Origin of the sequence: Mesorhizobium sp. M7A.F.Ca.US.007.01.2.1 (assembly GCF_003998165.1) — a bacterium.
Taxonomy (GTDB): domain Bacteria; phylum Pseudomonadota; class Alphaproteobacteria; order Rhizobiales; family Rhizobiaceae; genus Mesorhizobium; species Mesorhizobium ciceri.
Map to the genome: position 1 here is coordinate 1 of NZ_RZQP01000187.1, position 12,498 is coordinate 12,498.

A 12,498-nucleotide genomic window follows, 5' to 3' on the forward strand; every position below is an offset into this window, starting at 1 on the left:
GCTCAGGAGCTTCGCGCTCGGCTTTGCCCGCATGGCCACGACATCAGGTTTTGGCCCAGAGCGAGCCAAGGCTGCAAAGCGGCTGCTTTCCGCCTGCATGGCCGAGCCCTTCTTCGTTTCCGGCAGCGGCCGCGAAGACGTCGCGTTGATGGAGGCCGCACCAGGGCGGATTTTCACGAAGGGCGGCGCCGAAGGCGTCCATTGTGCCGCAATTCCGGAACTTGGCCTCGGCATCGCACTCAAATGCGATGATGGCGCCGGCCGCGCCGGCGAAGCCATGGTTGCCGCCGTCCTTGCCAAACTGTTGCGTGCCGACGAGGCCTTGGCGGCGAAGCTGCTCGAATTGGCAAACGCGCCCATTGAAAATCGCAACGGTGCCAAAGTCGGAGCGCTGAGGCCGACGGCAACTCTCAAGTGACGTGATTGCGCTCGACGGTCAGATGCGCGTAGCCGCTACCGTTTGACGAGGCGAGATCGCCTGTCGCGGGCTCCGCCCAGCGCTGGCCGACAACCGCACCGTTCAGCGCGCCGTCGATGACATTGTCTGAAATGACGGCCGTACCGGCGCCCTCGACCACGGATACGACGATCCCGGTTCCTGCCTTGCGGATGATGTTGCCGGTGGCGACGACATTGCGCAGGTACGGGCCCCAGCCGATCTGCATGCCATAGAGTGGCGCGTTCTCGATGACATTGTTGGAAACGGTGGTGTCGGCCTCAACGCCGATGCCGACGCCAAATCCCGGCGAGTCGGCGGGGTAGGGGCCGCTGGTCGACAGATTGCGCACGATGTTGCCGGAACAGACGCCCATGCGGCCGCCTTCGTTGAAATTGACGATCGAGATGCCGTTGGCGGCGCCGTCGACGATGTTGTTGCTGATGATGGCGCCTTCGAACGAGAACTCGGAATAGATCGCCGTTTCGCCAGAGCGCGAGCAGGTGTTGCCCGATATCTGCAGGTTGCTGGCGCTGTTGGCGCGGATGGCCGAGAAGACGCAGTCCGAGACGATGTTGCCCGAGATGACGACATTGCCGGCGCGAAAGGCATTGATGCCGTTGCCGTTCTGCCCGGTTCCGCCGCTGCGTGCCTGGATCCCTTGGACGCGGTTGCCGGTGACCATGGTGCCGTCTTCGGCCACCTGCCAGCGGTGTACGAGGATGCCGCCATTGGCGCAGTCGGAAACGGTGTTGCCCGTGATGGCCAGCCCGCCGGCTTCGACCGAATAGATGCCGGCATCGGCGGCGCCCGATATCTCACAGCGCTCGATCCGGCCGATCGCGTGTTCCAGCGCCAGCCCGTTCTTGCCGCTGCCGGTGATCTGGCAATTGTCGATGGCGAGGTGCGCGACACGGCGCAGATCGAGCAGCCCTTGCGTGTAATCGCCCATCGCGCGGTTCGCACCATCGAAGACCAGTCCGCTAAGTTCGATATGGTCGGCCTGTTCGGCCATGAACAGGTGGCCGTCACCGCCGTAAACGATGCGCGTCGCGCCCGGCACGCCGGAAAGACGTACGCGGCCGGGCAGCGAAAGATTGGAGACGACATAGGTGCCGGGCGGCAGGAACACCGGCATGTCGCGGCTGTTTGCGTCACGCAGCAGTTTGGCGAAGGCCTTGCTCTGATCGTCTGATGTGCCGGGCTGCACGCCGAGTTCGGTGGCATTGATCGAGCCGCGCATCGAGGCTTTCTCGATGCCGCTCAAGCTTGCGGCTACCGCCTTGCCGAGCGCAAGGCCCATGACGGCAAAGCCGGCGGTTCCAGTCAGCAGCGTTCGTCTGTTCAACATCGGCACAGAATCCCAGCGTTCAACCTTGGCGTCGCAGGAATCGTGCCAGACGGTTTGCCTCTCCTCTGGACGGAAACGACAATGGCTTGTCGAGCAGCCTCTGCGGGCCTAAGTTCAGGAAATGAGCAGAGCTTTCACCCGCGAGGAAGACAGCGAAAATGCCATCGCCGGTGTCGGTGAGCGGCCGGTCAGCCAGCATCGCAATCTGGTGACGGAACGCGGCCTGGCGCAGATCGAGGAAAATCTGGCCGATCTGCGCGACATACTGGCGAAGGCCGAACGCAAAGCCGACCGCGAGCGCATAGCGGTCGTGTCGCGCGATCTGCGTTACTGGACCGCCCGGCGCGAAAGCGCCGAACTCTCGGTGCCGGAGCCGGGCAGTGACGTTGTGCGCTTCGGCATGGGCGTCACGATCGAGAGCGATGACGGCAAGAAGGTGCATTGGAAGATCGTCGGCGAGGACGAGGCTGATCCCACCAAGGGCAGCATTTCGCATGTTTCGCCAATGGCTGTCGCCCTGTTCGGCAAGAAGATCGGCGACTTGGCCAGCGTCAACGGCAAGGAATGGGAAATCGTCAAGCTCTCCGAGAGCTAGGACGTCTCAAATCCGCCGCACTGATTGGCGCGTCATTTGGCGAGTTTCTGAAGCCCGACCCGATATTTGTCCATGACCTCGCGCGCGGCCTTCATCTGCCGTTCGAACCTGTCGGCCACCGGTCTTAAAATGATGCCGTGATCAGTTTCGATGATCTGGAGCTGATCGCCCGATTGCAGATTCAAGCTGTCCAGCATTCCCGTGGCAAGATCAGGGCATCTGATCCGTCGTCGAGCTTGTGGATGGTCGTCTTCACGGTTACCGCACCTTGGTTGCAGTGTCAGTCTAGCACAACCTTTTCAGAGATGCAGCAGTCCTAGTCCGTGGCCAGCAGCCGGTCCAGCAGGCGATCCGCTGCCTCTGGAATGACTGTGCCCGGCGGGAAGATCTCGGCAGCGCCGGCTTGCCGCACCGCGTCATAGTCCTGCGGTGGGATGACGCCGCCGGCCACGATCAGCATGTCGCCGCGACCGAGCTTCTTCAGCGCGTCGCGCAGTTCGGGGATCAGCGTCAGATGTCCCGCCGCCAGCGACGAGGCGCCGACGATGTGGACGTCCTGTGCGACCGCCAGCCTGGCGATCTCATCCGGTGTCTGGAACATCGCGCCGACGGTGACGTCGAAGCCGAGATCGGCGAAGGCCGTAGCGATGACCTTCTGGCCACGGTCGTGGCCGTCCTGGCCCATCTTGGCGACGAGAATGCGCGGCTTGCCGCCGGTCTTCTTCTCGAAGGCGTCAAGCTTGTCCTGCAGCCCGTCGACCACGGGATGATCGCCAAGCGCCTTGCGATAGATGCCGGAAATGGTCTGCACCGTAGCGACGTGGCGCCCAAACGCCCTTTCCAACGCGAATGAAATCTCGCCGACCGTTGCATTGGCGCGCGCGGCTCGGATGGCGAATTCCAGCAGGTTTTCATTGCCTTGCGCGGCACGGGTCAGCGCATCGAGTGCGCTTTCGACGGCGGCGACGTCGCGCGTGCCCTTCAGCCGTTGCAGCTTCGACAATTGCCGGGCCCTGACCTCGGCATTGTCGATCTTCAGCACGTCGACCTCGATGTCGGTCTCGGGCCGATGGGCGTTGACGCCGACCAGCATCTGCTCGCCGGAATCGATCCGCGCCTGCGTGCGCGCGGCAGCTTCCTCGATGCGCAGCTTGGGAATGCCCTGTTCGGTCGCCGCCGCCATGCCGCCGAGCGCCTCGACCTCCTCGATATGGGCAAGCGCGCGCGCCGCCAGATCATGCGTCAGCCGTTCAAGATAGGCCGAACCGCCCCACGGGTCGATGATGCGCGTGGTGCCGGATTCCTTTTGCAGGATGAGCTGGGTGTTGCGGGCGATCCGCGCCGAATGGTCGGTCGGCAGCGCCATCGCCTCGTCGAAGGAATTGGTGTGCAGCGATTGGGTGTGGCCCTGCGTTGCAGCCATTGCCTCGATCATGGTGCGGACAATGTTGTTGTAGGGATCCTGCGCCGTCAGCGACCAGCCAGAAGTCTGGCAATGGGTGCGCAGCGACAACGAGCGCTCGTCCTTGGGCGAAAAATTCTTCTGCATCAGGGTCGCCCACAACAGGCGCGCGGCCCGCAGCTTGGCGACTTCCATGAAGAAATTCATGCCGATGGCCCAGAAGAAGGACAGGCGCGGCGCAAAGCGGTCAATGTCGAGGCCCGCCGCGACGCCGGCGCGGGCATACTCGATGCCATCGGCGATCGTATAGGCGAGTTCAAGGTCGGCCGTCGCGCCGGCCTCCTGCATGTGATAGCCGGAGATCGATATCGAATTGAACTTCGGCATGTTCTTCGATGTGTACGAGAAGATGTCCGACACGATCCGCATCGAGGGTTTCGGCGGATAGATGTAGGTGTTGCGGACCATGAACTCTTTCAGAATGTCGTTCTGAATGGTGCCGGCGAGATCTTTCTGCGCAACGCCCTGTTCTTCCGCCGCGACAATGTAGAGCGCCATGATCGGCAGCACCGCGCCGTTCATCGTCATCGATACCGTCATCTCGCCGAGCGGAATGCCGTCGAAGAGCTGCCGCATGTCGAGAATGGAATCGATGGCGACGCCAGCCATGCCGACATCGCCGGCAACGCGCGGATGATCGCTGTCATAGCCGCGATGCGTGGCGAGATCGAAGGCGACCGACAGGCCCTTCTGGCCGGCGGCAAGGTTGCGTCGGTAAAATGCATTGGATTCTTCGGCCGTCGAGAAGCCGGCATATTGCCGGATGGTCCAGGGCTGCTGGACATACATGGTCGGGTAGGGGCCGCGCACGAAGGGCGGCAGGCCGGGATAGGTGTCGAGATGCGGCAACCCCTTGAGGTCGCTTTGATTGTACAGATGCTTGGCGACGAGCCCTTCCGGCGTGGTCCGCTGGCCTTTGACCTCGACGGGAGCGCGGCGTGGCGGGACCCAGCCGATCTGGCCGAAGTCCGGGATCAAGAGCCGGCTCCGATCGATTGGTCGATGCGGACTGGAAACAGCGCCTCGCAGACGGCAACGCCTTCGGTGAAGGCCGGCCGCCGTTCCGCCGCCAGCGTCTCGACCGGACGTTCGTCTTTCGATGGATAGAGCGTGGTGCCGATGATGGCCCGTTGGCCTGTGCGGTAGGCTGCATTGCGCTGCTCCGCAGCTGCGTGGACGCGCTTCTGGATGCGTCCGTCCTGAAGGCTGGACAGGACACCGCCCTCGGCTTCGATCGTCTGCAATTCCGTCCACGCCAACTCGCACAACTCCGCGGTCAACGCCTCGACGGCGCCGGAACCATAGGCGGGATCGGTGACATGATCGATATGGCTTTCATTGGCCATGATCAGCTGCGTGTTGCGGGCAACACGACGGGCAAAACCCGCCGGCAGACCATGCGCGATCGTGTGCGGCAGGATGGAGATCGAATCGGCGCCGCCGCACGCCGCGGCAAAGCATGCAATGGTGGTGCGCAGGATGTTGGTCTCCGGATCCATCGCCGTCATCATGCGAAACGACGTCTCGGCATGGATATTGGCGGTGGATGTCGGGATCGAACAAGCCTCCTGCACCCGCGCCCATAGCCTGCGCAGTGCTCGCATCTTGGCCGTCGACAGCAACTGGTCCTGGTCGACGCTGAGCGCAAAACCGATATGGGGTGCGGCATAGACAAGCGGCTGCCGCGCCGTCTCGAACATTCTGAGATAGGAGACAGCCGAAGCCAGCATGATGCCAAGTTCCTGCGCTTCCGTGGCGCCGGCATTGTGGAACACGCGCCCGTCAGCTTCCAGCAGCACGCCCGGAACGCCCATCGCGAAGAAGTGCGCCAGCGACTGTGGCATAGAGGCCTGCAGCGCCTCGATCGACATGCGCAGCCGACCGGTTCCCGCGAAGATCGCCGCTGGATCGATGCCGAAGGAGAGGTTGAGCTTTGCCGGGTCCGATCGCCGCTTGCTCAGGAACGCGACCAGCCAGTCGGCCACGGCGCGGCTCCAGGGATGGGCGTCGATGCGAACCTGGATGCGGTTGAGCGGTATGCCGTCCAGCACCGCCTCCAGCGCCTCCGCCGTTCTCGGCAAGCCGTAGCCGAACGCGTTGGGCGCCCCTTCGAAGACCAGCGACAATCCCGTGGCACCCTGTGCAACATCCTCCAGCGCTTGGCTTCTGGCACGGTCGATGTCCGGATCGTCGATGCGCTGGCTGACGATCCATGGCGATTTCGGGTTTGTACGCACGATCGGTTCCGCCGCGGTGCTGCGGTCGTAGAGCGGTTCGATACGGATGTTGTCATCGCTGTGCGAGACCAGCTTTTCCTCGAAGGAAGCGCCTGCCAATGCCTTTTCCGCCAAGGCGAGCCATCGCTGACGCTCGGCGTTCTCGGGTTCCACGTCCTGGATCAAGGCTCCGGCGCCCATCCGTCCTCCTCGTTTCATGCGGCCGCACCAGCCGGGAGCGGTTCAGTCTACGGTCCCCGGTCCGATATCGCAATGCAATGCGCTTTCAGAGACCGGATTCGATCCATCAGATATAGGTCAGTCCGCGTGGACGACGATTGCCAAACAGCGGCAAAATCCGCAAGCTCCAAAAACCCGATCTGAACGAATGGGGCCGATTTGGGCGAATGGCCCGGATTTGGACGAATGGCATTGTCGCTGTGCAATGGCCTCACTATACCTGCGGCAAGGCCACTGGCTTTAGACACATCAGTTTGCGGAGACCGGACATATGGCTGACGAGACCAGTATTTTCATCGGCGCCAGCCGAAAGCCCGACGACAGCTATCAGCGTGCCGAGCAGTTGTTGCTGCGATATGGGAATCGTCACGGCCTGGTGACCGGCGCCACCGGCACCGGCAAGACCGTCACCTTGCAGATCCTGGCCGAAGGATTTTCCAACGCCGGCGTGCCGGTGTTCTGCGCGGACATCAAGGGTGATCTGTCGGGCATCGCGATGATGGGCACGGCACAGGATTTCCTCGTCAAGCGGGCCGAACAGGTCAAGCTCGATCCGTATGACTTCCAGGAATTTCCCGTTATCTTCTGGGACTTGTTCGGCGAGCAGGGTCATCCGATCCGCGCCACGGTCTCGGAAATGGGGCCGTTGTTGCTGTCGCGCCTGATGAATCTGACCGAGGCGCAGGAAGGCATCATGAACATCGCCTTCCGCCTGGCGGACGAGGAAGGCTTGCTGCTGCTCGACATGAAGGATCTGCAGGCGCTGCTCGCCAACATCGCCGAGCGCGCCGACGAGATCGGCTCGCGCTATGGCAACGTGACGAAGCCATCGGTCGGGGCTATCCAGCGCACGCTGCTGGTCCTCGAACAGCAGGGGGCCGCAAACTTCTTCGGCGAACCGGCACTGCGTATCGCCGATATCATGCGCACCACCCGCGACGGACGCGGCGCCATCAGCGTGCTTGCCGCCGACAAGCTGATGATGAATCCGCGGCTCTACGCGACCTTCCTGCTATGGCTGATGTCGGAGCTGTTCGAGGTGCTGCCGGAAGTCGGCGACCCCGACAAGCCGAAGCTGGTGTTCTTCTTCGACGAGGCCCATCTTCTGTTCGACGAAGCACCCAAGGTGCTCATCGATCGCGTCGAACAGGTCGTCCGACTGATCCGCTCGAAAGGCGTCGGCGTCTATTTCGTCACCCAGAACCCTTTGGATATCCCTGAAAAAGTCCTGGCCCAGCTCGGCAATCGCGTCCAGCACGCGCTGCGCGCCTATACACCGCGCGAGCAGCAGGCAGTCCGGACGGCGGCCGAAACGTTCCGGCCAAATCCCGATTTCGACTGCATGACCGCCATTACACAGCTTGCCACTGGCGAGGCGCTGGTCTCGACGTTGGAAGCCAAGGGTGTTCCGTCCATGGTGCAGCGGACACTGATCCGCCCGCCATCCTCGCGGCTTGGGCCCATAACGGCCGCTGAGCGGCAAAAGCTGATCCAGGAAAGCCCGGTCGCCGGCCAGTACGATCAGGCCGTCGATCGCGAATCGGCTTTCGAAATGCTGCAGAAAAAGGCCAAGGACGCGCAGGATGCCGAAGAGCAGGCCCAGCAGGCCGGCAGCGGCGGCTCGCGCTGGACCATTCCGGGCTTCGGCAATGACGATCCCGCGCCGCAATCCGGTGGCAGGCGCACATCTGCACCGCGCCCGTCCAACCGCCAGACGGTCGCAGAGGCGGCGATCAAGTCGGTGGTGCGCTCGGTCGGCTCCTCGGTCGGTCGGGCAATCGTGCGCGGCATTCTGGGGAGCTTGTCGCGCGGGCGGTGACTGGAGGCAGCGGGCGCCGCTGCCTAGTCAGCTCAGAAAATCGAATTCGTGATCGCCTTGACCGGTCCAAGCAGCACCGAACCGTCCGGCACGCCGGCATCGATCGGGATCGCCTGTCGGTTGGCCGTCGCCACCATGGGTTGGCTGGCATCGCTGGTCACGATGACCGGCGTCTTCGAGGGCACGCGATCATAGAGGTCGATAATGTCCTGGTTCATCAGACGCACGCAGCCTGACGACACCGACTTGCCGATCGAGCGCCACTCCGGCGAGCCGTGCAGACGGTAGAGCGTGTCGACATTGCCCTGGAACAGATAGAGCGCGCGTGCACCGAGCGGATTCTTCAGGCCGCCGGGCATGCCGCCATTGTCGGCGCTGTAGGGTTTCAGTTCCGGCTGGCGGGCTATCATTTCGTCCGGCGGCGTCCATTTTGGCCATTTCTGCTTCCACTGAACGACGGCGTCGCCGGACCATTCGAAGCCGGCGCGGCCAAGGCCGACACCGTAGCGTATCGCCTGACCGCCTGGACGAACCAGATAAAGGAAGTGGCCGGTCGTATCGACGACTATGGTTCCCGGCTTCTGTCCCGTCGGGTCGGGAACGATCTGACGCAGGAATTGCGGATCGATCTTGTCGACTGGGATGGCCGGCAAATCGAAGCCGCCGTCGCTGACTGCTGCATACATCGTCACATAGTCCGCCAGAGGCGGCTCGACATAGGTTGGTGGCGGCGGCTCGACCGGACCCGGCCCGGTGGTGGCGCATGCGGAAACCGCGATCGAAGCGGCGCCCAGGGCTGCGGCATTGAGAAAGCCGCGACGGCTCAGGCGAAAAGATTCGATTTCGGTTATGGACATGGTTGCCTTCTTTAAGTCTCAAATCGCAACAAAGCGTGAATTCGCCGACACTTACGCGGGTGCCTGACAACACCTGGGGCGATAGGCGGTTCCGATTCTGGCCCGAACGTGGGCAAACAAAGGCGAAGCTGTGACCAGGCTGCTACTGTGGCGCCAGAGACACAGGTCTCTTAGCTGCCGGGCACAAGGGCTTCGAGCGACGGCAGGATCAGGGCCGGTGGGAAGTCCCGGTATTCTTCGGGCTGGTTGGAGCGGTTGATCCACACCGTGCGAAAGCCGAATTTGGTGGCGCCTGCAATGTCCCAGCGATTGGACGACTGGAAGGAAACCGCGCCGGGGTAGAGGCGCCAGCCGGTGGCGACCATGTCGTAGACCGCGGGATCGGTCTTGAAGCGCCGCACCGTATCGACGGAATAGATATCGTCCAGAACCTGGTCGAGCGCGGCGGATTTGACCGCCGCCTGCAGCATTTCGGGCGAGCCGTTGGACAGGATCGCCAGCCTCGCTCCCGAAGCCTTGAGCGCCTTGAGCACGGCCGGCACTTCCGGATAGCAATCGAGCCGCCAATAGGCATCCAGCAATATCGCCTTGAGACCGGGGTCGGCCGAGGGAACCTTGCGCAAGGCGAAATCGAGCGCCTGTTCGGTCAGTTGCCAGAAATCGGCATAGGCGCCCATCAGCGTGCGCACCCAGGAATATTCGAGCTGTTTGGCGCGCCAGATCTCGGACAGCAATTGGCCGTCCGGCCCGATCCGGTCGGCATGACGGCGCACGGCGGCATGCACGTCGAAAAGCGTGCCATAGGCGTCGAAGACATAGGCGGCGTATTGCATGACAGCAGTTTTGAGGGCAGGCGCGACAAGGTGCAAGCTTTGATTGCATTGCGCCCCGGCACTGGCCTCAACAAAACTCCATGATGCCGGTTGACGGCGCCCGCCAAAGCATCTTCCAATGGCTGTCACACGAGACCGATTGAGATGGGACGACACGATGACACTGGCGGCTGCGGCGCAATCCACGACATGGACTTTCGTCGACGGTGATTGGCACGAAGGCAACGTCGCCATTCTGGGGCCGCGCAGCCACGCCATGTGGCTCGGCACCAGCGTCTTTGACGGCGGCCGCTGGTTCGAAGGCGTGGCGCCGGATCTCGACTTCCACGCAGCCAGGGTGAATTCCTCGGCGATTGCGCTCGGCCTGAAGCCGAACATGAGCGCCGACAAGATCGTCGGGCTGACATGGGATGGGTTGAAGAAGTTCGACGGCAAGACGGCGGTCTATATCAGGCCGATGTACTGGGCCGAGCATGGCGGCTATATGGGCGTGCCGGCCGATCCCGCCTCGACGCGCTTTTGCCTTTGCCTCTATGAATCACCGATGATTCCGGCGACTGGCTTTTCGGTGACCGTGTCGCCGTTCCGGCGTCCGACCATTGAAACCATGCCGACCAACGCCAAGGCCGGCTGCCTTTACCCCAACAACGGTAGGGCCATTCTCGAAGCCAAGATGCGCGGCTTCGACAACGCAATGGTGCTCGATATGCTGGGCAACGTCGCCGAGACCGGAACCTCGAACATCTTCCTGGTCAAGGACGGCCACGTCTTTACGCCTGCGCCGAACGGCACCTTCCTGTCCGGCATCACCCGCTCGCGCACGATAGCGCTGCTCGGCGAATATGGCTTCAGGACCACGGAAAAGACGCTGTCGGTGCGCGATTTCCTCGAAGCAGACGAAATTTTTTCGACCGGGAACCATTCCAAGGTGGTGCCGATCACGCGCATCGAGGATCGCAATCTGCAACCCGGGCCGGTGGCCAAAAAAGCGCGCGAACTCTATTGGGATTGGGCGCATTCGACTTCTGCTGTTTGAGCGGATAAAAAGGCGATCGACGCTTCATCCGGAGTTGTCCCAACCCATTCCAGACCTATCTTACTCCGGTATCGACACCGGATTTTTCCACGAGGGAGTACTATCCATGGCCTTTGAATTGCCCGCTCTGCCTTACGACTATGAGGCCTTGCAGCCTTACATGTCGAAAGAGACGCTGGAATATCACCACGACAAGCACCACAAGGCGTATGTCGATAACGGCAACAAACTCGCCGCCGAGGCCGGCTTGGGCGATCTGTCGGTCGAAGAGGTGGTCAAGCAGTCGTTCGGCAAGAATGCCGGCCTCTTCAACAATGCCGCCCAGCATTACAACCACATCCATTTCTGGAAGTGGATGAAGAAAGGCGGCGGCGGCAACAAGCTGCCGGGCGCCTTGCAGAAGGCAGTCGATAGCGATCTCGGCGGCTACGACAAGTTCAAGGCCGACTTCATTGCCGCTGGCACGACACAGTTCGGCTCCGGCTGGGCCTGGGTCTCGGTCAAGGATGGCAAGCTGGCGATCTCCAAGACACCGAACGGCGAAAACCCGCTCGTCCATGGCGCGTCGCCGATCCTCGGCGTCGATGTCTGGGAGCACTCCTACTACATCGACTACCGCAACGCCCGGCCGAAATATCTCGAGGCGTTCGTCGACAGCCTGATCAACTGGGACCATGTCCTGGAATTGTACGAAAAGGCGAAGTGATCGATTTCCAGAAGCCCCGGTATCACCCGGGGCTTTTCTTTTCTGCGTCCCGCAAGAGCAAAGGTCCGGCAAAAATCATCAGGGGGAAGGGAATTTTCCCTCTGTAACATCCGTTGACGTCCTGTCCCGAAATGCCTTCATCATGGAGCCAATTGAATGAGAAAGCTTGTTATCGCCATCTCTATGCTCGCACTCGCGGCTTCGGCGGCCTTTGCCGACCCGATCCTCGACCGGCAGGCACTGATGAAGGAACGTGGAAAGATCGTCGGCGGCCTGTCGAAAGTGGTCAAGGGCGAGGAGCCGTTTGATGCCGCCGCGGTGCTGACGGCGCTGCAGGCGCTGCATGCGAATGCCGAGAAAGTCGACGTCGACGCGCTGTTTCCGGCGGGCAGCGACACAGGCGGCGATACCACTGCGTCGCCGAAGATCTGGGAAGACATGGCCGGCTTCAAGGCCACCAACGCCAAATATGTCGCCGACGTCAAGGCCGCGGCCGCTGCCGCTCCTGCCGACGTCGATGCGTTGAAGGCGCAATTCGGCGCCATCGGCTCCGATTGCGGCACCTGCCACCAGACCTACCGGGTGAAAAAAGGCTGATAGCGGGCGATGCCCTGGCTAAAGAAACTCGTCGGCGCCATCGTCATCCTCGGCGGCGTCGGCGCGGTTGCCGGGTGGGTCGGGTCGGCGCCGGTGAGGCTCGACAGGGAGACCCTGGCCAAGCTCGGTCCTGGCGACGCAGCCAGGGGCAAGCGCATTTTTTATGCCGGCGGTTGTACATCCTGCCATGCAAAGCCGGGCTCACAGGGCGATGCGCGGCTTCAACTCGTGGGCGGTCTCGAGCTCAAGACGCCGTTCGGAACCTTCGTGCCGCCCAACATTTCGCAAGACGCTAAGGACGGCATCGGCGCATGGTCGGTCGAGGACCTCGCCAATGCCATGCTGAAGGG

12 protein-coding genes and 1 pseudogene are annotated in these 12,498 nt (G+C 62.4%); 7 read left to right on the top strand and 6 right to left on the bottom strand.

Translation table 11 applies throughout. The annotated features are described in order from the left end of the window. Nucleotides 1–418: asparaginase (locus tag EN949_RS26110; protein WP_206534967.1), on the top strand; the 418-nt coding region annotated here is incomplete at its 5' end. On the opposite strand, the gene EN949_RS26115 is transcribed toward EN949_RS26110, so the two are convergent. Next, a complete protein-coding gene (locus EN949_RS26115; RefSeq protein WP_127366669.1) occupies nt 411–1,787 on the bottom strand; it encodes a TIGR03808 family TAT-translocated repetitive protein in 1,377 nt (458 codons plus the stop codon). The two genes, EN949_RS26110 and EN949_RS26115, sit on opposite strands and share 8 nt — an antisense overlap. A gap of 121 nt (nt 1,788–1,908) precedes the next feature. On the opposite strand from EN949_RS26115, the gene greA reads away from it, so the two are divergent. Next, nucleotides 1,909–2,382: a transcription elongation factor GreA gene (gene greA / locus EN949_RS26120; protein WP_013532674.1), complete on the top strand. Its 474-nt coding sequence runs from the start codon at nt 1,909–1,911 to the stop codon at nt 2,380–2,382. Between the two features lie 32 nt (nt 2,383–2,414). Here the strand turns inward: greA and EN949_RS26125 are convergent, their stop codons facing one another. The 3 genes from EN949_RS26125 to EN949_RS26135 form a co-directional block, all read right to left on the bottom strand. Beyond that, the gene (locus EN949_RS26125; RefSeq protein WP_244514279.1) at nt 2,415–2,567 is read right to left on the bottom strand and encodes a hypothetical protein; all 153 of its coding nucleotides are present in this window, start codon (nt 2,565–2,567) and stop codon (nt 2,415–2,417) included. A 131-nt stretch (nt 2,568–2,698) separates the two neighbouring features. Next, nucleotides 2,699–4,822 carry a methylmalonyl-CoA mutase gene (gene scpA / locus EN949_RS26130; RefSeq protein WP_013532673.1) on the bottom strand — a complete coding sequence of 708 codons (2,124 nt, stop codon included), beginning with the start codon at nt 4,820–4,822 and terminating at the stop codon, nt 2,699–2,701. Then, complete coding sequence (locus tag EN949_RS26135) at nt 4,819–6,261, bottom strand: methylmalonyl-CoA mutase subunit beta (protein WP_013532672.1); 1,443 nt, start codon at nt 6,259–6,261, stop codon at nt 4,819–4,821. Before EN949_RS26135 ends, scpA begins: the two co-directional genes overlap by 4 nt. A 310-nt stretch (nt 6,262–6,571) precedes the next feature. Here EN949_RS26135 and EN949_RS26140 point away from each other — a divergent pair, with 310 nt between their 5' ends. Next, on the top strand, nt 6,572–8,119 hold the full coding sequence (locus EN949_RS26140) for a helicase HerA-like C-terminal domain-containing protein (protein WP_013532671.1): 1,548 nt from the start codon (nt 6,572–6,574) through the stop codon (nt 8,117–8,119). Between the two features lie 32 nt (nt 8,120–8,151). Here EN949_RS26140 and EN949_RS26145 read toward each other — a convergent pair whose 3' ends face one another. Together EN949_RS26145 and EN949_RS26150 are read right to left on the bottom strand one after the other, a co-directional pair. Next, nucleotides 8,152–8,976, bottom strand: a complete 825-nt coding sequence (locus tag EN949_RS26145) for a L,D-transpeptidase (RefSeq protein ID WP_013532670.1) — start codon at nt 8,974–8,976, stop codon at nt 8,152–8,154. Between the two features lie 170 nt (nt 8,977–9,146). Continuing rightward, nucleotides 9,147–9,809 carry a haloacid dehalogenase type II gene (locus EN949_RS26150; RefSeq protein WP_024505547.1) on the bottom strand — a complete coding sequence of 221 codons (663 nt, stop codon included), beginning with the start codon at nt 9,807–9,809 and terminating at the stop codon, nt 9,147–9,149. A 157-nt stretch (nt 9,810–9,966) separates the two neighbouring features. Between EN949_RS26150 and EN949_RS26155 the strand changes: the two genes are divergently transcribed. The 4 genes and pseudogenes from EN949_RS26155 to EN949_RS26170 all read left to right on the top strand — a co-directional run. Further along, on the top strand, nt 9,967–10,845 hold the full coding sequence (locus EN949_RS26155) for a branched-chain amino acid aminotransferase (RefSeq protein ID WP_024505546.1): 879 nt from the start codon (nt 9,967–9,969) through the stop codon (nt 10,843–10,845). A gap of 106 nt (nt 10,846–10,951) precedes the next feature. Continuing rightward, nucleotides 10,952–11,551, top strand: a complete 600-nt coding sequence (locus EN949_RS26160; protein ID WP_013532667.1) for a superoxide dismutase — start codon at nt 10,952–10,954, stop codon at nt 11,549–11,551. Nucleotides 11,552–11,707: 156 nt separating this feature from the next. After that, the gene (locus tag EN949_RS26165; RefSeq protein WP_013532666.1) at nt 11,708–12,148 is read left to right on the top strand and encodes a cytochrome c; all 441 of its coding nucleotides are present in this window, start codon (nt 11,708–11,710) and stop codon (nt 12,146–12,148) included. A gap of 9 nt (nt 12,149–12,157) precedes the next feature. Further along, nucleotides 12,158–12,498 (top strand): annotated as a pseudogene (locus tag EN949_RS26170) (c-type cytochrome); the annotation flags it as partial.

What these genes read in the sequence shown, in the direction of transcription:
- EN949_RS26115 (WP_127366669.1), bottom strand. Translation starts at nt 1,787, where the DNA reads ATGTTGAACAGACGAACGCTGCTGACTGGAACCGCCGGCTTTGCCGTC.
- greA (WP_013532674.1), top strand. Translation starts at nt 1,909, where the DNA reads ATGAGCAGAGCTTTCACCCGCGAGGAAGACAGCGAAAATGCCATCGCC.
- EN949_RS26135 (WP_013532672.1), bottom strand. Translation starts at nt 6,261, where the DNA reads ATGGGCGCCGGAGCCTTGATCCAGGACGTGGAACCCGAGAACGCCGAG.
- EN949_RS26140 (WP_013532671.1), top strand. Translation starts at nt 6,572, where the DNA reads ATGGCTGACGAGACCAGTATTTTCATCGGCGCCAGCCGAAAGCCCGAC.
- EN949_RS26145 (WP_013532670.1), bottom strand. Translation starts at nt 8,976, where the DNA reads ATGTCCATAACCGAAATCGAATCTTTTCGCCTGAGCCGTCGCGGCTTT.
- EN949_RS26150 (WP_024505547.1), bottom strand. Translation starts at nt 9,809, where the DNA reads ATGCAATACGCCGCCTATGTCTTCGACGCCTATGGCACGCTTTTCGAC.
- EN949_RS26155 (WP_024505546.1), top strand. Translation starts at nt 9,967, where the DNA reads ATGACACTGGCGGCTGCGGCGCAATCCACGACATGGACTTTCGTCGAC.
- EN949_RS26160 (WP_013532667.1), top strand. Translation starts at nt 10,952, where the DNA reads ATGGCCTTTGAATTGCCCGCTCTGCCTTACGACTATGAGGCCTTGCAG.
- EN949_RS26165 (WP_013532666.1), top strand. Translation starts at nt 11,708, where the DNA reads ATGAGAAAGCTTGTTATCGCCATCTCTATGCTCGCACTCGCGGCTTCG.